The organism is Exiguobacterium undae DSM 14481 (assembly GCF_000620805.1).
Taxonomy (GTDB): domain Bacteria; phylum Bacillota; class Bacilli; order Exiguobacteriales; family Exiguobacteriaceae; genus Exiguobacterium_A; species Exiguobacterium_A undae.
The window spans coordinates 997,803-1,015,983 of record NZ_KK211187.1; the positions used below are offsets into that span (position 1 = coordinate 997,803).

19 protein-coding genes and 1 tRNA gene are annotated in these 18,181 nt (G+C 46.7%); 17 read left to right on the plus strand and 3 right to left on the minus strand.

From position 1 onward, the window contains the following. The first annotated feature begins 75 nt into the window (after positions 1 to 75). On the plus strand, positions 76 to 1,860 hold the full coding sequence (gene uvrC / locus P397_RS0105695) for an excinuclease ABC subunit UvrC (protein WP_028105892.1): 1,785 nt from the start codon (positions 76 to 78) through the stop codon (positions 1,858 to 1,860). Between the two features lie 123 nt (positions 1,861 to 1,983). Here uvrC and P397_RS17915 read toward each other — a convergent pair whose 3' ends face one another. The 3 genes from P397_RS17915 to P397_RS0105710 form a co-directional block, all read right to left on the minus strand. Further along, on the minus strand, positions 1,984 to 2,139 hold the full coding sequence (locus P397_RS17915; protein WP_156508407.1) for a hypothetical protein: 156 nt from the start codon (positions 2,137 to 2,139) through the stop codon (positions 1,984 to 1,986). 80 nt (positions 2,140 to 2,219) lie between these two features. Next, positions 2,220 to 2,834: a PH domain-containing protein gene (locus P397_RS0105705; protein WP_026832382.1), complete on the minus strand. Its 615-nt coding sequence runs from the start codon at positions 2,832 to 2,834 to the stop codon at positions 2,220 to 2,222. A 107-nt stretch (positions 2,835 to 2,941) separates the two neighbouring features. Then, complete coding sequence (locus P397_RS0105710) at positions 2,942 to 3,361, minus strand: YslB family protein (protein WP_026832383.1); 420 nt, start codon at positions 3,359 to 3,361, stop codon at positions 2,942 to 2,944. Between the two features lie 224 nt (positions 3,362 to 3,585). Between P397_RS0105710 and P397_RS0105715 the strand changes: the two genes are divergently transcribed. The 16 genes from P397_RS0105715 (at position 3,586) to yihA (ending at position 18,066) form a co-directional block, all read left to right on the plus strand. Further along, complete coding sequence (locus P397_RS0105715) at positions 3,586 to 4,203, plus strand: succinate dehydrogenase cytochrome b558 subunit (protein WP_026832384.1); 618 nt, start codon at positions 3,586 to 3,588, stop codon at positions 4,201 to 4,203. A gap of 19 nt (positions 4,204 to 4,222) precedes the next feature. After that, positions 4,223 to 5,986 (plus strand): succinate dehydrogenase flavoprotein subunit, encoded by a 1,764-nt coding sequence (sdhA, locus tag P397_RS0105720; protein WP_028105893.1) that lies wholly within the window; start codon positions 4,223 to 4,225, stop codon positions 5,984 to 5,986. Beyond that, a complete protein-coding gene (sdhB, locus tag P397_RS0105725; RefSeq protein WP_026832386.1) occupies positions 5,986 to 6,792 on the plus strand; it encodes a succinate dehydrogenase iron-sulfur subunit in 807 nt (268 codons plus the stop codon). Before sdhA ends, sdhB begins: the two co-directional genes overlap by 1 nt. A 64-nt stretch (positions 6,793 to 6,856) precedes the next feature. Next, positions 6,857 to 7,312: an acyl-CoA thioesterase gene (locus tag P397_RS0105730; RefSeq protein WP_026832387.1), complete on the plus strand. Its 456-nt coding sequence runs from the start codon at positions 6,857 to 6,859 to the stop codon at positions 7,310 to 7,312. Between the two features lie 65 nt (positions 7,313 to 7,377). Continuing rightward, on the plus strand, positions 7,378 to 7,641 hold the full coding sequence (locus tag P397_RS0105735; RefSeq protein WP_012371023.1) for a phosphocarrier protein HPr: 264 nt from the start codon (positions 7,378 to 7,380) through the stop codon (positions 7,639 to 7,641). Between the two features lie 84 nt (positions 7,642 to 7,725). Beyond that, a complete protein-coding gene (gene racE, locus P397_RS0105740) occupies positions 7,726 to 8,541 on the plus strand; it encodes a glutamate racemase (RefSeq protein WP_026832388.1) in 816 nt (271 codons plus the stop codon). Continuing rightward, entirely contained in the window at positions 8,532 to 9,284 is a 753-nt protein-coding gene (gene rph, locus P397_RS0105745) for a ribonuclease PH (protein WP_028105894.1), read from the plus strand. Before racE ends, rph begins: the two co-directional genes overlap by 10 nt. Then, a complete protein-coding gene (locus P397_RS0105750) occupies positions 9,281 to 9,877 on the plus strand; it encodes an XTP/dITP diphosphatase (protein ID WP_026832390.1) in 597 nt (198 codons plus the stop codon). Before rph ends, P397_RS0105750 begins: the two co-directional genes overlap by 4 nt. Before the next feature lie 6 nt (positions 9,878 to 9,883). Continuing rightward, positions 9,884 to 10,390 (plus strand): metallophosphoesterase family protein, encoded by a 507-nt coding sequence (locus tag P397_RS0105755; protein WP_028105895.1) that lies wholly within the window; start codon positions 9,884 to 9,886, stop codon positions 10,388 to 10,390. A gap of 67 nt (positions 10,391 to 10,457) precedes the next feature. Further along, positions 10,458 to 10,531 (plus strand) — tRNA-Arg (locus P397_RS0105760). A 102-nt stretch (positions 10,532 to 10,633) separates the two neighbouring features. Further along, on the plus strand, positions 10,634 to 11,158 hold the full coding sequence (locus P397_RS0105765; protein ID WP_233550672.1) for a hypothetical protein: 525 nt from the start codon (positions 10,634 to 10,636) through the stop codon (positions 11,156 to 11,158). 27 nt (positions 11,159 to 11,185) lie between these two features. Beyond that, entirely contained in the window at positions 11,186 to 12,202 is a 1,017-nt protein-coding gene (locus P397_RS0105770; protein ID WP_028105896.1) for a hypothetical protein, read from the plus strand. Positions 12,203 to 12,311: 109 nt separating this feature from the next. Next, positions 12,312 to 13,604: a trigger factor gene (tig, locus tag P397_RS0105775; protein ID WP_026832394.1), complete on the plus strand. Its 1,293-nt coding sequence runs from the start codon at positions 12,312 to 12,314 to the stop codon at positions 13,602 to 13,604. A 232-nt stretch (positions 13,605 to 13,836) separates the two neighbouring features. After that, positions 13,837 to 15,102: an ATP-dependent protease ATP-binding subunit ClpX gene (gene clpX / locus P397_RS0105780; protein ID WP_026832395.1), complete on the plus strand. Its 1,266-nt coding sequence runs from the start codon at positions 13,837 to 13,839 to the stop codon at positions 15,100 to 15,102. A 71-nt stretch (positions 15,103 to 15,173) separates the two neighbouring features. After that, positions 15,174 to 17,483, plus strand: a complete 2,310-nt coding sequence (gene lon, locus P397_RS0105785; protein ID WP_026832396.1) for an endopeptidase La — start codon at positions 15,174 to 15,176, stop codon at positions 17,481 to 17,483. A 1-nt stretch (position 17,484) separates the two neighbouring features. Then, positions 17,485 to 18,066 carry a ribosome biogenesis GTP-binding protein YihA/YsxC gene (gene yihA, locus P397_RS0105790; protein ID WP_012371013.1) on the plus strand — a complete coding sequence of 194 codons (582 nt, stop codon included), beginning with the start codon at positions 17,485 to 17,487 and terminating at the stop codon, positions 18,064 to 18,066. The last annotated feature ends 115 nt before the right edge of the window (positions 18,067 to 18,181 follow it).

Consider the following 18,181-nt stretch of genomic DNA (forward strand, 5'->3'; position numbering starts at 1 on the left):
CCCCCATATGTCATAATCAATGTAAGATATTTACCCTATAACGTAAAACTAGAAACGGTGGAAGGAGACATTTTTGTGAGTCATCAAGAACATATCAAGGCGAAACTATCCCTTTTACCTGATGAACCAGGGTGTTATTTGCACAAAAACCAATTTGGCGAAGTCATTTATGTCGGAAAAGCCAAAAATCTAAAGAATCGTGTCCGGTCTTACTTTACCGGTGCGCATGACCTGAAAACCGAACGCCTCGTTGCGGACATCCGTGATTTTGAGTACATCATTACAGCGAGTGAACTGGAAGCGCTTTTGCTTGAAATGACACTGATCAAAAAACATGATCCGAAATACAACATCATGTTGAAAGACGATAAATCTTATCCGTATCTGAAAATCACGAACGAAACGTATCCGCGTCTGATCACGACCCGTAAGTTAAAGAAAGACGGGGGACATTATTTTGGTCCCTATCCGAATGCCTACGCGGCAAACGAAACCAAACGTCTGCTCGACCGCCTGTATCCACTTCGAAAATGTCAGCCGATGCCGAAAAAACTGTGTTTGTATTACCACATCGGTCAGTGCCTCGGTCCTTGTGAGATTCCGAATCTGGAAAATGAGCAAAAGGAAATCGTCTCGGAAATCCGTCGTTTTCTGTCCGGTGAAACAAAAGACCTTGTCCAGTCCCTCCAAGAGAAGATGAGCAGTGCAGCAGAAGCCATGGAATTCGAACGGGCAGGTGAACTGCGTGACCAAGTTCGGGCCATCGAGTCGATCATGAATAAACAAAATATGATCACGGCAGACCTGACGTCTCGCGATGTGTTCGGGATTTATGTCGATAAAGGCTGGATGTGTGTCCAAGTCTTCTTCTTACGTGGTGGAAAAATGATTGAACGGGATGTGTCACTGTTTCCGATTTACGGAACGGCAGCGGAAGAATTGGAAAGTTTCATCGTTCAATTTTACGAAAAAAACATCAAACCAAGTGAAATTTACGTCCCGCCGCTCGTCAATCAGATGTTGCTCAAAGAAGCGATTGGTCTTCGTGTCCATGTCCCGGTCCGCGGTTCAAAACGTAAATTATTGGATCTTGCCACGAAAAATGCCGAGAACGCGATTGGCGAACGTTTTGAATTGATTGCCCGTGATGAAAAGAAAACCGTTCAGGCAGTTCAAGAACTGGCAGACGCAATTGATGTCCATCCGCTATCGCGCATCGAAATCATCGATAATGCCAATATTCAAGGGGCGGATGCCGTGTCGGCACTTGTCGTCTTTGAAGACGGAAAACCGCTCAAAAAAGAGTACCGGAAATTCAAGATCAAGACCGTCAAAGGACCGGATGATTATGAATCGATGCGGGAAATCGTCCGCCGCCGATACCGCCGTCTGTTACTGGAAGGTGCCCGTCTACCGGATCTTGTATTGATCGATGGTGGACTGGGTCAACTCAATGCGGCACTTGAAGTGATTCAAGATGAACTCGGCTTATCCCTGCCTGTCGGTTCACTAAAAAAAGACGACAAGCACCGGACGAGTCAACTGTTGTTTGGGGAAGGCGGACAATTAATTGAACTGCACCCCCGATCCAGTGCGTTTTATTTGTTGCAACGGATGCAGGACGAGGTGCACCGCTTTGCGATTACGTTCCACCGTTCGTTACGTTCAAAAGGCATGACGCGTTCGCTTCTTGACGACATTCCGGGTGTTGGTCCAAAACGGCGCCAACAATTGATTCGTCATTTCGGATCGATGCGCAGTTTGAAAAAAGCCAACATCGAACAATTGACGGAAGCTGGTTTACCAACCAAATTAGCGGAGACGGTTGCGGAGTATCTCAGTCAGACGAATGAGGAATGAGTAGAACGCAGTTGCATCGTTGACGACAAACAGAGGATCCGGCTTCAGCTAGAAGTCGGATCCTCTGTTGTATGCGGATTGATATCAGTGTCAGCAGACAAACGGTTCAAAAGCATTATGTAGTCACCTTGTGAACCACCAGATTAAAAACAGGCAGGCAACGATTAAAAATCCTGCTAGAAAAAGAACCTGTTTTCTTTCAGTCTTTTTTTGAGAAGTGGATGCGATGACACTGACAGTCAATACAAGCGCGATGGCGAACCAAGTCCAAAAGCTCATGTCGGTTCTCCTTTCCGTCTGAAAATCAGTACAAATATGCAATCAGGCACACCGATAGCTCGGTGTGCCTGATTTATTAATTAGTTATTAATGTATTTTTCGTAAAATGATCCGAAGTCTTTTTGATTCCATTTGTAGTAATGTCCTTGTAACCAGTCGAAGGACTCTTGCGACAAATCTTTGAACGTCTGCGGCACGTTCATGTCACCTTGACGAAGACCACCCAGAATCGTGACGGAATGATTGAGTGAGTTGTTCGCAAACTCAAGCATCTTTTGTCCTTCATATTGTTTTTCGGCAATGGCAAGCAGGGCTTTATACAAGTCTTTTACGTGCTCCAACTGCTTTTTATCGACGTCGATCGAATAGTGTTTTCCGCCAATTTCAAACTTGATTTCGACATCAAGATCAACCGTTCCGGCTGTTTCGAACATGACGTGACGAATCGGATAATGGGCGTATGGATAACGATAGAGAACACGTTTTGAACTGACGGCACTCTCGCCATCCAGATGCACAAGGGCCAAATTCGTAAAGCAGTATTCATCTGTTTTCGATTTGATCAGAAAATAAATTTTTTCACCGTCTTCATGTAACACGTAATCATCGGCGGCGGCTTTATCAAAGTCGTCAGGGTGAATCACTTGCCCAATATCACTGAATCCTGTTAAATCGGCTGCTAGTTTCTTGAACATAAAAATTCCTCCTTTGATGAATGGGGTCGATTATTGATACGGCAATTCAATAAAAAGGTTTCATGTTTCAAGAATTCGCCATTGACGATTAAACTCCTGTGTCTGTTTTAAACAGAGCGCTCAATCGGATCTTTAGGATCAATCTCAATCATGATCTGTACATGATCCTTCTGCCATTCCGCATATCCTTCCGCCACGCAGCCATTCATTTTGGCGAACTGTTCTGCCAAAAAGCCGGCTTCGAGCTGGAAATAACCTGCCGGACGTTCTGTCCGTGTCGATTCTGGCGGTGTCAAAAGAAACGTTGCGGATGTTCCTTTTTGCTTCTTTAATTCTAGCTGTCCCCAACCGGCTTCGTAGAAAAATGGTGTCACTTCTTCGATGCTCAAGACGGGAAATTCACGTGCCAATCGTTTTCCCGCCCAATAGATGACCTGGCGATAATCTGTTCCTAATAAGTCCGTCAACACATAGTCACGAATCAATTCGATTCCGAATGTGGAAGAGGGATTTGGTACCGAATCCATCAGCAATCACTCCTATCTCTGAAACTATTATAGCGAGGTAATTCTGATGGGTCATTGTTTTCCTAAAAAAATTTGCAGTTATTTGCAGTTAAATGCAACGGCTCGGGTTGTCTTATAAAAAGGACAGGAGTAGAATAAGTGATGAAAAGACGAATTTCCTTATGAAAGCGCTTTTCTACCAAAATGCGCCAACGTTTGATTGGCAAACAAAAGGGGGGATTTGGATGGCGAATCATCGTGATTTCGTGGGGCGTAAAATACACTCACTGCTCGGCGTCATTCCAATCGGGTTATTTTTACTTTCTCATTTTACGACGAACTATTTCATCGTTCGTGGCGAGGAAGACTTTAATAAGGCTGCGGATATCGTGGGGAGCGTTCCGTATCGGTTGTTCTTGGAAGTGTTTGTCATCTTCATTCCAATCATCCTGCACGGTGTCTACGGTGTGTACATCGCGTTTACAGGTTCGGCGAATACAGGTCGTTATACATACTTCCGGAACTGGATGTATGTGCTGCAACGTTTCTCCGGCGTCTTTCTTGTCGTGTTCATCACGTGGCACGTTTGGGAAACACGGGTTGCAGCAGCCATGGGAACCGCTGTTGATGCGAGTATGATGCAAAATATCGTGGATAACGGCTTCATGCTTGCTTTCTACATCGTCGGGATCTTAGCGACGACGTTCCACCTCGCGAACGGACTTTGGACGTTCTGTATCACATGGGGAATCACACAGTCACCTGCTTCTCAAAAGGCGATGTCGTATGTGGCCGCCCTCGTATTCATCGGATTATCGTTTGTAGGCGTACGCTCGATCTTGACGTTTGCAGGCGTGTTGTAAGGAAAGGGGAACTAACAACATGGCGAATAAAAATCTTGTCATCATCGGTGGAGGTCTCGCCGGCTTGATGGCTACGATAAAAGCAGCTGAACAAGGCGTACCGGTCAAATTGTTTTCACTCGTGCCCGTAAAACGGTCACACTCCGTTTGTGCACAGGGTGGAATCAATGGTGCCGTCAATACGAAGGGGGAAGGCGATTCGCCTTACCAACATCTCGACGATACGGTTTATGGCGGCGATTTCTTAGCGAACCAACCGCCGGTCCAAAAGATGACGGAAGCAGCACCAAAAATCATCCATATGTTCGACCGGATGGGCGTCATGTTCAACCGGACACCGGAAGGGTTACTTGATTTCCGTCGTTTCGGCGGAACGTTACACCACCGGACAGCATATGCCGGTGCGACGACGGGTCAACAGTTGTTGTACGCACTGGATGAACAGGTGCGTAAGTTTGAAGCGCAAGGTTTGGTAGAGAAGTATGAAGGATGGGAATTCCTTCGCGCAATCATTGACGAAGAAGGAATTTGTCGTGGTGCGGTGTGTCAGGATTTACGATCGATGGAAATCGAGGCGTTTGCAGCCGATTCCGTCATTTTGGCGACAGGTGGTCCGGGTGTCATCTTCGGTAAATCGACGAACTCGGTCATCAATACAGGACAGGCGGCAGCAGCGGTTTACCGCCAAGGTGCCATCTATGCGAACGGGGAGTTCATCCAAATCCACCCGACAGCGATTCCGGGGGACGACAAACTTCGTCTCATGAGCGAATCAGCGCGTGGTGAAGGTGGTCGTGTCTGGACGTATAAAGATGGAAAACCATGGTATTTCCTTGAAGAAAAGTATCCGGCATACGGAAATCTCGTACCGCGTGATATCGCGACACGTGAAATCTTTGATGTTTGTGTCAATCAGAAACTCGGCGTCAACGGGGAAAACATGGTCTATCTTGATCTTTCTCATAAAGATGCAAAAGAACTCGACGTTAAACTCGGCGGAATTCTTGAGATTTACGAAAAATTCGTCGGGGACGATCCGCGTAAGGTACCAATGAAAATCTTCCCGGCGGTCCATTATTCGATGGGCGGATTATGGGTCGACTACGATCAGATGACGAACATCCCAGGATTGTTCGCATCCGGTGAATGTGATTACTCGATGCACGGTGGAAACCGTCTTGGAGCCAACTCCTTATTGTCCGCTGTTTACGGTGGGATGGTAGCGGGACCTTCAGCGATTGCCTATATGAACGAACTTGATAAATCGGTTCATGATATGCCGGAAGAAGTCGTGGAAGCCCACAAGATTGCTGAGATCAATCGTTTCAACGATATTCTGGCAATGGAAGGGACGGAAAACGCGTATCAAATTCACCGTGAACTCGGTGAGGTCATGACCGATAACGTAACGGTTGTTCGTTACAACGATAAACTCGAACAGACGCTTGAGAAAATCCATGAACTACGTGATCGATTCACGCGGATTTCAGCAACGGACACAGCACGTTGGAGTAATCAAGGAGCCTCGTTCATCCGTCAGCTTGACCACATGCTTGATCTCGCGGAAGCGATTACGCTCGGTGCCTTACAACGTGACGAAAGCCGTGGTGCCCATTACAAACCGGACTTCCCGGAACGTGATGACGAACGGTTCTTGAAAACGACGATGGCACGCTATACAGATGGTCATCCGGAAATCTATTACGAAGAAGTCGATACATCACTGATTCCACCACGTAAACGCGACTACAGCAAGAAGTCGAAGAAAGAGGTGAAGGCATAATGGCGACACCACTCGAACAGAAAACGAATCAAAAACCGGTTCAGTTCATCGTACAACGTCAGGATGGACCGGATGGGAAAGCTTATGATGAAGCATTTGAAGTGCCTTATCGTCCGAATATGAACGTCATTTCGGCACTGATGGAGATTCGTCGGAATCCTGTCAACGCAGCAGGCGAAAAAACGACGCCGATCAACTGGGACATGGGATGTCTCGAAGAAGTATGCGGCGCGTGCTCGATGGTCATCAACGGAACGCCTCGTCAATCTTGTACGGCGCTCGTCGATAAACTTGAACAACCGATCCGTCTTCAGCCGATGCAGACGTTCCCGATCGTTCGTGACCTTCAGGTCGACCGGCAGCGGATGTTTGATGCCTTGAAAAAAGTTAAAGCATGGGTGCCGATTGATGGAACGTATGACTTGGGTCCTGGACCCCGTATGCCGGAAAATAAACGTCAATGGGCATACGAACTATCAAAATGTATGACGTGTGGCGTTTGTCTGGAAGCATGTCCGAACGTCAATGACCGTTCGAACTTCATCGGTCCGGCTTCGATTTCACAAGTCCGTTTGTTCAACTCGCATCCGACAGGAGCGTATCATAAAGAAGAACGGTTGGAAGCCTTGATGGAAGACGGCGGCATCATGCAGTGCGGTAACGCACAGAACTGTGTGGAAGTTTGTCCGAAAGGGATTCCGTTGACGACTTCAATCGCAGCGATGAACCGTCAAACGACGCTCCACTCCTTCAAAAAGTTCTTCGGCAGTGACGAAGGACGTACGGGAGAAGCAGTCAGTCAATAAGAAAAACATAAAATTAAAGAAGGGGCCTTGCTCCTTCTTTTTATATTTTGAGGAGGAAAGTGTCGTGCGTGTACCTAGTTATATTAACGATCTCGATCAATGGTTGGAGCAAATGAAACATGGGACGCGACTTGATGTCGCCGTTCGATTTGCGGAAACCGATGCTTATGGACATATGAACAACCGGGTTCCGTTCGTCTATTTCGAGGATGTGCGGACATTGATGCTCGAAGAGACAGGGTATTCACTGGCCGATGACGGGATCGTCGTCGTCGCGGATGCCCAGTGCAATTACATCCGGCAAGTCTATCCGCGGGCACGTCTTGCCGTCTATGCCTATCCAGTTCAGGTCGGAACAGCCTCCTGTGACGTCCATTATGCCGCGTTCAGCGAACAGGATGAATTGATGTTCACCGGTCGGACCTCGATGGTGCAGATTGATCGTTCCGGGAATGCGTTTGCTTGGAATGAAGCGTATAAAAATTCCTTGCAGAATCGATTCGAATCCGTTATCATTTGATAATGAGTTCACATATTCGAAAACGACTCACTAGTACGTTATTAGTGGAGGGAGATTTCTTAATCATGGAAAAAACATTCAAAGTCATCGCGGATTCAGGCATTCATGCTCGTCCGGCAACACAACTCGTCAACACAGCTTCTAAATTCCAATCAGACATCAACTTGGAGTACAACGGGAAGACTGTTAACCTCAAGTCGATCATGGGTGTTCTTTCACTCGGAATCGCAAAAGATTCAGACATCAAAATCGTTGCAAACGGTGACGATGCTTCTGAAGCAATCACGACTCTTTCAGATATGCTGACAAGCGAAGGTCTTGCTCAGTAATCCTTTATCGTACATTCTTGGACGCCGGTCTTGCACCGTCGTCCTTTTTTGTTACCATATGAGAGAGGAAGGTGAGGGGAAAACGTGAACAGATCAATTGGAGTATTAGATTCTGGGGTAGGTGGATTGACCGTGGCGCGGGAATTGATGCGTCAGCTTCCCCATGAACAAATCATATATGTCGGAGACACATTACGGTGTCCGTACGGTCCTCGACCAGAAGAAGAGATTCGCCAGTTTACTTGGGAAATGATTGATTTCCTCGTCGCGCAAGATGTCAAACTGATCGTCATCGCCTGCAATACGGCAACGGCGGTCGTCTTAAAAGAAGCACGACAAAAGTTGTCGATACCCATCATCGGCGTCATCGATCCGGGAGCACGTGCGGCGGTCAAAGTCACACGGACAAAACGAATCGGTGTCATCGGCACAAAAATGACGATTGAAAGTAACTCATATGAAAAAGCCTTGCGTCACGTCGAAGGGCAGGTCGTCGTCGAATCACTGGCTTGTCCACCATTCGTTCCACTCGTCGAGTCCTCGCAGACCACGGGAGCTTATGTCGAGCGTGTCGTCGCCAATACATTAAAACCGTTGCTCGCCTATGACATGGATACGTTGATTTTAGGCTGTACCCATTATCCGTTACTGGCAGAAGTGATTGGACGAGTCATCGGACCAAATGTTCAATTGATTTCTTCTGGGGATGAGACGGCGCTTGAAGTTGGTGCCTTACTGGATTACAACGGAATCACAGCAGCCCATGACACCGTCCCGGAACATGTTTACCATGCGACCGGAGATACACGGTCTTTTGAACGGATTGCAAGTGACTGGTTAAATCAACCGATTCAAGCCAAACGGTTAGTGTTAGGAACGGAGGAAGAAAAATGCGTTTAGATCAAAGAGCACAAGCAGACATGCGAACGATTCATTTCGAGACGGGTGTCAATAAACACGCAGAAGGATCCGTTCTGATTTCAGTCGGGGATACGCGTGTCTTATGTACAGCAACGGTCGAAGAAAAAGTCCCGCCGTTTTTACGCGGGAAACGTCAAGGGTGGATCAATGCCGAATATGCGATGTTGCCACGCGCAACGGCGCAACGGACCGGTCGTGAGTCGGTCCGCGGGAAACAAACCGGACGGACGATGGAGATTCAGCGTTTGATCAGCCGGGCGTTACGTTCTGTCGTCAATCTTGAAAAATTAGGCGAACGGACGGTTTGGATTGACTGCGACGTGTTGCAGGCAGATGGCGGGACGCGAACAGCTGCAATCACGGGTGGTTTTTTAGCACTCGTCTTAGCGGTCGATGGACTGATTCAAAGCGGGAAGTTAACGGACACACCAATCAAAGAAGGCATCGCGGCAGTTTCGGTCGGTAAAGTCGGGACGGATTTGTTGCTTGACCTTTGTTATGAAGAAGACGCTGCAGCAGACGTCGATTTGAACCTTGTCATGACATCGTCCGGTAAAATTGTGGAACTTCAGGCAACGGGCGAAGAAGCGACATTTTCACGTCGCGAAATGCTCGATATGCTGGAACTTGGGGAAAAGGGTATTGAGGAACTGCTTCAGGCGGCTGAACAAGCATTAGGTGCTTCCTGGTGGTATGTCGGAGAAGAGGTGGAGCACCGATGAAAATTATCGTCGCGACCAGAAATGCTGGTAAAGTAAATGAATTCAAGGAGATGCTTGGACGACTCGGATATGATGTCGAATCCTTGCTCGACTACGAAACGGCTCCGGAGACGGATGAGACCGGTTCGACGTTTGAAGAAAATGCCGAATTGAAATCAAGAGAAGCGGCAGCTTATTTTGGTCATGCCGTGCTGTCGGATGACTCCGGTCTTGAAGTAGATGCTTTGGACGGAGCGCCAGGTGTCTATTCCGCCCGATTTGCGGGTGAGGACAAATCAGACGAAGCGAATAACACGTTGTTGCTGGAAAAACTGGCTGACGTACCAACAGAAAAACGGACTGCCCGTTTTGTCTGCGCCTTGTCTCTTGCGAAACCGTCCGGTGAAACATTAACCGTACGCGGAACGATGGAAGGGACGATCGGTTTTGAACGGAAGGGAACAAACGGCTTCGGTTACGATCCGTTGTTTATCATCCCGTCCTTGAATCAGACGGCAGCCGAGTTGACGAAAAGTGAAAAAGCGTCCATCAGTCATCGAGGACAAGCATTACGAAAACTTGAATTGGCATTGACTACTTTTTTAGGAGAGTGATCAGAGATGAAAGCATTAATCGTAAGTGATAGCCACGGACTTGACCAAGAGTTGCTGACGATCTTTAATCGCCATCAAGATGTCGATATCGCGTTTCATTGCGGCGATTCACAGCTGACCGGAGATTCCGAATCGTTATATCCCTATCGTGTCGTCAAAGGGAACTGTGACTATGGAAATGATTTTTCAGACGAAGTGACGGAAGAACTGGGGGCGTTTCGGATCCTTTGTGTCCATGGTCATCGACAAGACGTTAAATACAGTCTTGATCAGTTGGTTCATCATGCGGATCAGAAAAAGGCCGCGGTTGTTTTATATGGTCATTCTCACGTCGCGAAGGCAGAACAGCGTGACGGGAAACTCTTTATTAATCCGGGATCAATCCGGATGCCCCGTCATCGTCCGGAAAAGACGTATGCCGTCTTAACGTTAGAGGATGGGCAGTTCACAGTCGATTTTTATGATTTGACCGGTGAGACGATCAATGCCTTACATCTTGACGGAACACTTTAAAAAATAGTTTTTACTAATGTGATTGACACGAAAGAATTGTTTTAGTATAGTTTATTCGTGTTGACACGTCTCAATAGCTCAGCTGGATAGAGCAACGCCCTTCTAAGGCGTCGGTCGGGGGTTCGAATCCCTCTTGGGACACTATAATTAAAATAGAGACTTCCCTTATGAGGGGGGTCTCTTTTTTTTATCTGCTTCATCGGGTATAATCAAGGTATCATGAACTTGAAAGGGATGATGAAGATGATGAAACGAATGAGTGGAATCCTGTTGCTGACAGTTGCTTTAGCTGGATGTAGCGAGGTTACGGATACAGTGGACAATGCGAAACAACAAGTGACAGATGTAAAAAATAGTGTTGATTATGCAGGACAACTGCAAGATATCGCCCAAGACACATCAAAGGTGACATCTGAGCTTTCGACAAAGTTGGATCAGGCAGCTACCGAGGCCCGTGAATCGGCAAATCCGGAGCAGGCGCTCGATCAGCAGATCGAAAAACTTCAAAATGATGGAACCGTTCAACAGTTGAACGAAGAACTGAATCAAATCGACGAACGTCTCGCGAGTTTAGAGAGTCCGCCGGCAGAATTAAAAAATCTCAGTGAAAAACTCGAACAATATGTCAATCAATCTGAAGACATTACGCGTTTACTAGAAGCCGATGTCTCGTTGGATACACTGAACAAAATGGGTATCGAGCAGGCAGGCCAGTTGCAAGAAGCAATCACAAACTGGACGTCTTTGCTTGATCCGTTCACAAAATAAGAACGTCAGACAGGAAAAAAAGGTGGAATGACCGTGGGACAGTCACGTTGGATGGAACAACCGTTAATCGATGAGCAAAAACGCCTTGCTGCGTTGAGTGAGGCAGAATTGAATGTTCGCTTAAACCAACTTCAAACCATGACGTCAGAAGATGATATCTTGTATCTTCTCTACACGATCCAAGAGGCTTTTTTAGCAAGGGAAGACGGAATCGAAGCCTACCTGGCCATCGTCGACCCTTTTCTTGGGTTGGACGGTGTCGAGCAGGTGCTTGCGATTTTCATGTATGAAAAGGGAGAACGATACGCATTCGACCTTGCCTTACGAACCGCATCCCCTTATTTGCCATACGGATTGGCACTAAAGTTAGAAGAAGTGGCCGCATCACGTTCACGCACGGCGCGGAACGTTCAGCAGACCGATGATGCATCGTATCTACAATTGGAAGAAAAACCTGCAGTGACGCTTACAGAGCAGGACTGGATCACGCTCTACCGCTTCGGAACGCTGGAAGAGCAATTTCGTTTCTTGGCACAAACGGACTTACGGGTGCATCCTGGGTTGATGCACTATATCGTTCATGACTATTTGACAGGACGGGACGTGAAACATCCAAGTGCTCTTGTCATGCAACGGTTGCTTCCTCAGCTGACGGAATCGGCGCATGTCTATCCAATCGAAGTGTCGATTCAGTCGCTTGGTGTTCATATGTCGTTTCATCGTCCGGAACAGCTTGAGTCATGTCTGACACAGCAGACCACCCAATTACAACGATTTGCCGATGCTGCGTTCGACTTGGAACGGATGGATCCGTTTAAGGCGCTTTTGCTCATGAACTGGTATCAAATCGTTTACTTAGAGGAGACGATGGAACAGGGTGAAGTGGTGGAAAAATGGCTCGGTGCCGTCGAAGAATTGGCGGATCTCGAATTTTTGTCTGAAGCTCCGCCGGAATCCTTAAGTCCACAGGCACAAAAGATTTACCGGGCTGTCCATTTGGTGCTGCCGGAAGGAAAACTGTACGAACAAGCACTCCTTCAGTAATTGAAGGCGATTGCCTCGTTCAACAGTGGTAATCCTCAGAAAGACTGTGCTATAATGTGACTTGTTGTACACACATGTACGCTAATTGACATTTTTGGAGGGACTCAGCATGACTGCAAAATGGGAAAAACAATCAGGTAGCCTCGGCGTCCTCACGTATGAAGCGCCTGCTGAAGCATTTGATAAAGCGGTAGACCAAGCGTTCAAGAAAGTCGTTAAGACATTGAACACACCAGGTTTCCGTAAAGGAAAAATGCCACGCACAATGTTTAACAAAATGTATGGTGAAGAAGCACTTTACCAAGATGCTCTTGATATCTTGTATCAAGACACAATCGAAGGTGCTGTCGTCGAATCAGGAATCGAGCCAATCGCGCTTGATAACATCGACGTCGAAACACTCGAAAAAGGAAAACCGGTTGAGTTCAAAATCACATTCGTGATCGAACCAGATGCTACACTCGGTGAGTACAAAGGTCTTGAGTACACAGCAGTCGAAACAGACGTTACAGACGAAGATGTCGATGCTGAACTCAAAACAATGCAAGAGCGTGGCGCAGAGCTCGTCGTTAAAGAAGACGGCGTCATCGAAAATGGCGATACAGTCGTATTCGACTTCGCAGGTTTCGATGGGGAAAACCAATTCGACGGCGGTACTGCAGAAAACTATTCACTCGTAATCGGTTCTGGCAACTTCATCCCAGGATTTGAAGAGCAAATGGTTGGTCTGAAAACAGGCGAACAAAAAGACATCGACGTAACATTCCCAGAAGAGTACCATGAAGCATCACTCGCCGGAAAACCAGTCGTGTTTAAAGTAACAATCCACGAAGTCAAAGCTCAGGAACTTCCTGAATTGACGGATGAGTTTGCTAAAGAAATGGACGAAGAAGTTTCTTCTCTTGACGAGTTGAAAACAAAAATTCGTACACGTCTTGAAAACACACGTAAACAAGAAGCGGATGCTTCGATGCGTGATGAGTTGGTTGAAGCAGCGACTAAAAACGCAACAGTTGATCTTCCAGCAGTTATGGTTGAAAACGAAGTTGAGCGCATGGTCCAAGAATTCACACAACGTATTCAGTCACAAGGAATTGACCTTAACATGTACTTCCAGTTAACTGGAACAACTGAAGAGGCAATGCGTGCTGAAATGAAAGAACAAGCAGAAGAGCGTGTCAAAGCGCGTCTCGTTCTTAAACAAATCGTTGCAGACGAAAAAATCGAAGTAACAGAAGAAGAAGCGCAAGCTGAACTTCAATCGATGTCTGAACTCTACAACATTCCTGCTGATCAACTCGAAACGATGCTTGCTCCACAAGGCGGACTTGATACACTTAAAGGTGATCTTCAGTTCCGTAAAGCAATCGATGTTCTCGTTGACAACGCAAAAGCGAAATAATCAACACAACCGAACAGTCGACTTCAAGACCAATTTCTGGTCTTGAAGTCGATTTTTTTGTACGATAGGTCAAACAAGGACAAACTAAATTATAATTTTCAAATCAAACTGTAAATCGCTCATCCAAGATTTGAAAGAGTTTCCTTGTTCATGCTACAATCATTAATAGTAAAACGTGAGAATAGATGCGAAACGGATCTATACAACTTCCACGTTAAAGGGGTGGACCTTTATGTTTAAATTTAACGAAGAAAAAGGTCAGCTGAAATGTTCTTTCTGCGGAAAGACACAAGAACAAGTGCGCAAACTTGTTGCTGGACCTGGCGTTTACATTTGCGATGAATGTATTGAACTCTGCAACGAAATCGTTGAAGAAGAGCTTGGTACAGAAGAAGAAGTCGAATTGAAAAACGTGCCGAAACCGCATGAAATCCGCTCGACATTAAATGACTACGTCATCGGGCAGGAAAAAGCGAAAAAATCGTTGTCTGTCGCGATGTACAATCATTATAAACGGATCAATGCAGGTGGGCGTGCGGATGATGTTGAGTTGTCTAAATCAAACATCGTCATGATCGGACCAACTGGTAGTGGTAAAACACTTCTTGCACAAACGATGGCTCGTATTCTGAATGTTCCGTTCGCAATCGCGGATGCAACAAGTTTGACAGAAGCTGGTTATGTTGGGGAAGATGTTGAAAATATTCTCTTGAAACTGATTCAGGCTGCTGACTACGATGTAGAAAAAGCAGAAAAAGGTATTATCTATATCGATGAGATCGATAAAATCGCCCGTAAATCTGAGAACCCATCCATCACGCGTGATGTGTCTGGGGAAGGGGTACAACAAGCCCTTCTGAAAATCTTAGAAGGTACTGTGGCAAGCGTCCCACCACAAGGCGGACGTAAGCACCCGCATCAAGAATTCATCCAAATCGATACGACGAACATCCTGTTCATCGTCGGTGGTGCGTTTGACGGAATCGATCAATCAATCAAACGTCGTTTGGGTAAAAAGGTCATCGGATTCGGAAACGATTCAGAGAACCGCAACTTGACGCAAAAAGAAATCCTTGCGGCTGCATTGCCGGAAGATTTGCAGAAATTCGGATTGATTCCGGAATTCATCGGACGTTTGCCTGTCATGGCGACACTTGAGCCGCTTGACGAGGAAGCACTCGTTCAGATCTTGACAAAGCCGAAAAATGCACTCGTCAAACAATACAAAAAAATGCTTCAACTGGATGAGGTCGAACTCGACTTCACAGAAGATGCACTCGTTGAAATCGCGAAGCTTGCGATTGAACGAAAAACAGGAGCACGTGGTCTTCGTTCAATCATTGAAGAAACGATGCTTGATATCATGTTCGAAATACCATCACGTGAAGATATCGCTAAAGTCATCATCACAGCTGAAACGTTGACTGGGAAACGTGGTCCAACGCTTGAGTTGAAAGATGGTACAATTGAACAAGGTAAAGAAAAAGAAACGGCGTAACACCGTGACAAATCGGCTCGGAGGCTACTTGTACGCCTTTCCGAGTCTTTTTGTTTAGGAGGAGATTTTTGATGAAGACAAAACAATATCCATTATTGCCACTTCGTGGCGTCGTCGCTTACCCCTTAATCGGACTGACGATTGATGTCGGGCGTCCTGTCTCACTAAAAGCGTTACTTGCGTCGAAAGAACACGAAATTGATTTGGTCGTCGTAACGCAACGTGATCCGGAAGCAGAACCATCGGTGGACGGATTGCATACGATCGGAACACTCGTTCAAATTGCGAAGATGAGTGAACTCGGGAATGATACAGTCCGAGTGCGCGTCATCGGGAAAGAACGTGTCCGGATTGATCACGTGACAGAAACAGACGAAGGATATCAGGCGAAAATCGAACCGATTGAAAAAGCGGATATCAAAGGGGCGAAACAAGAAGCGCTCGTTCGTCTGATTAAAGAGCAGTTTGGTCAGTTGGTGTCGCGGATCAAAGGAATCGGAACGGATGAGCGACGTCGTTTTGAAACGTATGAACGTCTGGATTCGTTGACAGATTATATCGCTTCTAAATTACCGATTGACATTGCGAAAAAACAGGACTTCCTGGAAGAAAATGATCCGGTCGAACGTGGCGTCATGTTACTTGATGTGATGAAGCATGAGTACGAGGTCGTTGAATTGGAACGGGAAATGCGGGAACGGACGAAAAAAACGATCGAACAATCGCAGCGGGAATATTATCTTCGGGAACAACTGAAGACGATTCAGCAAGAGCTCGGCGGAGAAGCAGTTTCGGCCGAGAGTGACGCCGTGAAGTATAAAGAAAAACTGGCGTTGCTTGATTTGTCGGAAACAGCAGTCATCAACATTGAAAAAGAAATCAACCGACTAGCGGTTGTTCCGGCAACAAGTCCCGAGCATGGTGTCATTCGAAACTATCTTGAGTGGTTCTTCTCTCTTCCTTGGAACGAGGCGACGGACGATTTCTTGAATGTCGAAGCGGCGTCAGAGCAATTGGATGAAGATCATTATGGTCTCGAGAAGGTCAAAGAACGGATTTTGGAATACTTGGCGGTGCGTCAGCTGACGGATTCGCTTCGAGGACCGATTTTATGTTTGGCCGGTCCTCCAGGGGTCGGGAAAACATCACTCGCTCGGTCGATCGCAACGGCACTGGAACGGAAATTTGTTCGTGTTTCGCTTGGTGGAGTACGGGATGAGGCGGAAATCCGCGGACATCGCCGGACATATATCGGTGCGATGCCCGGACGCATCATTCGTGGCTTGAAACAAGCCGGAACGAACAATCCGGTCTTCCTGCTCGATGAGATCGATAAGATGGCGAACGATTTCCGGGGAGATCCGTCTTCTGCGATGCTTGAAGTTCTTGATCCGGAACAAAACAACAGTTTTTCCGATCATTATATCGAAGAGCCGTTTGATTTATCGAATGTCTTGTTCATCGCGACAGCCAATGATGTCTCGAACATCCCCGGTCCGTTACTCGACCGGATGGAATTGATTCAAATCGGCGGTTATACGGAACAGGAAAAAACAGAAATCGCCATTCGTCACTTGTTCTCGAAACAATTAAAAGAACATGGACTGAAGAAAAGTCAGTTGACGGTCAAACCGGATGCTTTGGAAGAAGTGGTCCGTCGCTATACGCGGGAAGCCGGTGTCCGGAGTTTGGAACGTGTCATCGGAGCACTTTGCCGGAAAGCCGCCAAACAAATTGCGATGGGTGAAAAGAAACGCGTCACGGTCACGAAGCGGAACCTGTCCGACTTCTTAGGGAAACCGATTTACCGTTATGGTCAAAGTGAACTTGAAGATACGATTGGCGCGGTGACCGGTTTAGCGTATACTGCATTTGGGGGAGATACACTGACGATCGAAGTCAGCCTTGCTCCAGGTAAAGGAAAATTACAGCTGACGGGTAAACTTGGGGATGTTATGCAGGAGTCGGCGCAGACGGCATACAGTTTCGTTCGTGCCAACGCCGAGGAATTCAAGATTGATCCACATTTTTATGAATCGCAAGACATTCACATTCACGTTCCGGAAGGTGCCGTTCCAAAAGACGGACCTTCGGCGGGGATTACAATTGCGACAGCACTGATTTCAGCGTTGACGAAACGTCCGGTGCGACGAGACGTCGGCATGACCGGTGAGATCACATTACGTGGTCGCGTCTTGCCGATCGGTGGACTGAAAGAGAAGTCGCTTGCTGCCCACCGTGCAGGATTGACGACGATTTTGATGCCGCAAGACAACACCCGGGATATCGATGACATCCCGGAAACGGTCCGGGACGGGATTCGATTCATTCCAGTCGCAACGATGGATCAAGTGCTCGAACATGCATTAAAAGGAGAGTAACATGAAAATTTATAAGGCAGATTTTATTACGAGTGGTGTCAATCCGGAGCATTATCCGGAACCACTCCTTCCAGAAGTAGCGTTAGCGGGTCGCTCAAACGTTGGGAAATCTTCATTTATCAACAAGCTTGTCCAACGAAAAGCCCTTGCGCGGACTTCTTCGAAGCCGGGGAAAACGCAGACATTGAATTTCTTTAACATCAATGATGAAGTCATGTTCGTCGACGTTCCCGGTTATGGTTATGCGAAAGTTTCAAAAACAGAACGAGAAGCTTGGGGTAAGATGATGGAGAAGTATTTCACGACACGTGAAATCTTAAAAGGCGTCGTCTTACTCGTTGATATCCGTCATGAGCCTTCGGCGGATGACGTCATCATGTATGACTTCTTGAAATACTATGATTTATCAGTTATCGTCGTGGCGACGAAACTTGATAAAATCAAACGCGGACAACGTGACAAACAGATCGCAGCCATTAAACGCAAATTGCAGTTTGATGGTCAAGATACATTCATCCCGTTCTCATCAGAAACCGGTGAAGGTGTCGATGCGGCATGGGAAGCAATTTACCGTCACTTGTGATTATACGTAAAAGAAACCTGTCTCCTTGTGGAGCAGGTTTCTTTTTTTATCCAGTATATTCCTTTCAGAAAAAACGGGTTCCATTATATGCGACAGCTTGAATTCAAGTTACAAT

Coding starts and splice junctions, on each gene's coding strand:
- P397_RS17915 (WP_156508407.1), bottom strand. CDS start 2,139: ATGAGCTTTTGGACTTGGTTCGCCATCGCGCTTGTATTGACTGTCAGT.
- P397_RS0105705 (WP_026832382.1), bottom strand. CDS start 2,834: ATGTTCAAGAAACTAGCAGCCGATTTAACAGGATTCAGTGATATTGGG.
- P397_RS0105710 (WP_026832383.1), bottom strand. CDS start 3,361: ATGGATTCGGTACCAAATCCCTCTTCCACATTCGGAATCGAATTGATT.
- P397_RS0105715 (WP_026832384.1), top strand. CDS start 3,586: ATGGCGAATCATCGTGATTTCGTGGGGCGTAAAATACACTCACTGCTC.
- sdhA (WP_028105893.1), top strand. CDS start 4,223: ATGGCGAATAAAAATCTTGTCATCATCGGTGGAGGTCTCGCCGGCTTG.
- sdhB (WP_026832386.1), top strand. CDS start 5,986: ATGGCGACACCACTCGAACAGAAAACGAATCAAAAACCGGTTCAGTTC.
- P397_RS0105735 (WP_012371023.1), top strand. CDS start 7,378: ATGGAAAAAACATTCAAAGTCATCGCGGATTCAGGCATTCATGCTCGT.
- rph (WP_028105894.1), top strand. CDS start 8,532: ATGCGTTTAGATCAAAGAGCACAAGCAGACATGCGAACGATTCATTTC.
- P397_RS0105750 (WP_026832390.1), top strand. CDS start 9,281: ATGAAAATTATCGTCGCGACCAGAAATGCTGGTAAAGTAAATGAATTC.
- P397_RS0105755 (WP_028105895.1), top strand. CDS start 9,884: ATGAAAGCATTAATCGTAAGTGATAGCCACGGACTTGACCAAGAGTTG.
- P397_RS0105765 (WP_233550672.1), top strand. CDS start 10,634: ATGATGAAACGAATGAGTGGAATCCTGTTGCTGACAGTTGCTTTAGCT.
- P397_RS0105770 (WP_028105896.1), top strand. CDS start 11,186: ATGACCGTGGGACAGTCACGTTGGATGGAACAACCGTTAATCGATGAG.
- tig (WP_026832394.1), top strand. CDS start 12,312: ATGACTGCAAAATGGGAAAAACAATCAGGTAGCCTCGGCGTCCTCACG.
- clpX (WP_026832395.1), top strand. CDS start 13,837: ATGTTTAAATTTAACGAAGAAAAAGGTCAGCTGAAATGTTCTTTCTGC.
- lon (WP_026832396.1), top strand. CDS start 15,174: ATGAAGACAAAACAATATCCATTATTGCCACTTCGTGGCGTCGTCGCT.
- yihA (WP_012371013.1), top strand. CDS start 17,485: ATGAAAATTTATAAGGCAGATTTTATTACGAGTGGTGTCAATCCGGAG.